The sequence below is a fragment of the Leptolyngbya sp. FACHB-36 genome (assembly GCF_014695955.1).
In the GTDB taxonomy this organism is placed as follows: domain Bacteria; phylum Cyanobacteriota; class Cyanobacteriia; order Leptolyngbyales; family Leptolyngbyaceae; genus FACHB-36.
In genome coordinates this window covers 1-1,524 of the sequence record NZ_JACJPG010000142.1, presented here as the reverse complement: position 1 = coordinate 1,524, position 1,524 = coordinate 1, and the positions used below count along the sequence as shown (strand labels likewise).

Below are 1,524 nucleotides of genomic sequence, written 5' to 3'. Positions count from 1 at the left end.
ATTTACAATCGTTGACGTGAACCCTCAATTCCGATTGGAAATATGTCGTCTCACCTCGGTCACCATGCCATTGTTATCGGCGGCAGCATTGCTGGACTGCTGGCAGCCCGAATCCTTGCTGACAAGTTCGATCAGGTAACGGTGGTTGACCGCGATCGCCTGCCTCTGACTGCTGACCCCCGTCGAGGCGTGCCGCAGTCTGTGCAACCCCATGTCCTGTTTACAAAGGGCTACCGCATTTTGGAGGAACTGTTTCCTGGCATTGGGGAAGCACTGCATGACGCTGGAGCCATTCCCTTCGACTGGACTAGAGATTTTCGTTACTTCCAGCGAGGCGGCTGGTCCGAAATTTTAGAAGCACCGTCAGGGCTGGAATCTTACACGTGTACCCGACCATTGCTGGAAAGCACGATTCGACAACGAGTGGATCGCCTGCCAAACGTTCAGTTTTTGGAGCAGCAGCGGGTCGTCGGGCTACGAGGCGATCGTTCCCGCAGCTGCATCACAGGGATAGAACTCGATCATCGGGGAGATCTTGCTTCTAAGGACCTCACAGCGCAGCTGATTGTGGATGCGAGCGGTCGCAGTACCCAGGCGGCTCGCTGGCTGGAAGCATTGGGATTCACCCCACCTCCGGCAACCGTCATCGATCCAGACGTAGGCTACGCAACCCGTCGCTACCGCATTCCTGCCAGTGCTGACCCAACCTATAAAATTCTTTTAATTAGCCACCAACCCCCCAGCCAAACGCGATTGGGATATTTAGCTGCCGTGGAGAACGGAGAATGGATTGCCACACTCGGAGGCTATGGACAAGACTACCCCCCAACCGATGAGCCAGGCTTCCTCGAATTTGCCCAGAGTCTGCCCAGCCCAGAATTTTACAACGCGATTTGCGACGCAGAACCCCGCTCCGAAATGCGGGTGCATCGTGCGACTGCGAATCGGCTCTACCACTACGAACAGATTGAACTACCCGACGGTTTTGTTGCGATCGGAGATGCCGTGTGTGCGCTGTGTCCCGTTTATGGGCAGGGCATGACCGTCAGTGCAATTTCATCGATCGTCCTGCGAGATTGGTTGGTCGATCGTCAGAAACGCCGTCAGCAACCTTCCTTGAACGGGGCGAGTTTTCAAAAACGGCTAGCCCGCCGTAACGCCTTACCGTGGTCACTGGCAACCGGATTTGATTCCCAGTTTCCCACAACCAAGGGAGCCGTCTCGCCCAAGGGGATCGGTAAGCTCTTCCAGGGATACGCCAACCGACTAGCGGAGCGCGCTCACAATGACCCTGATCTACATCTTCAGTTTATTGAGATGGCTCACCTGATGAAGCCACCCACGATCCTGCTCAGTCCTCGGGTCATGCTCAAAGCCTTGTTCTGAAGGTGTTTGCTGCGTCCTGCTGCCCCTGACTGCCTCACCATTTCAACACAAGAAATCCTCAATCCTCAGTTTTGAACGGCGCGATCGCGCCCTTCGCTGCGCTTCCCAACATCGCCAAATTTTCCGACGCCTGTAGTA

1 protein-coding gene is annotated in these 1,524 nt (G+C 55.4%); it reads left to right on the top strand.

The window, feature by feature from the left end:
* The first annotated feature begins 42 nt into the window (after positions 1-42).
* Positions 43-1,386, top strand: a complete 1,344-nt coding sequence (locus H6F43_RS22930) for a monooxygenase (RefSeq protein ID WP_190340350.1) — start codon at positions 43-45, stop codon at positions 1,384-1,386.
* The last annotated feature ends 138 nt before the right edge of the window (positions 1,387-1,524 follow it).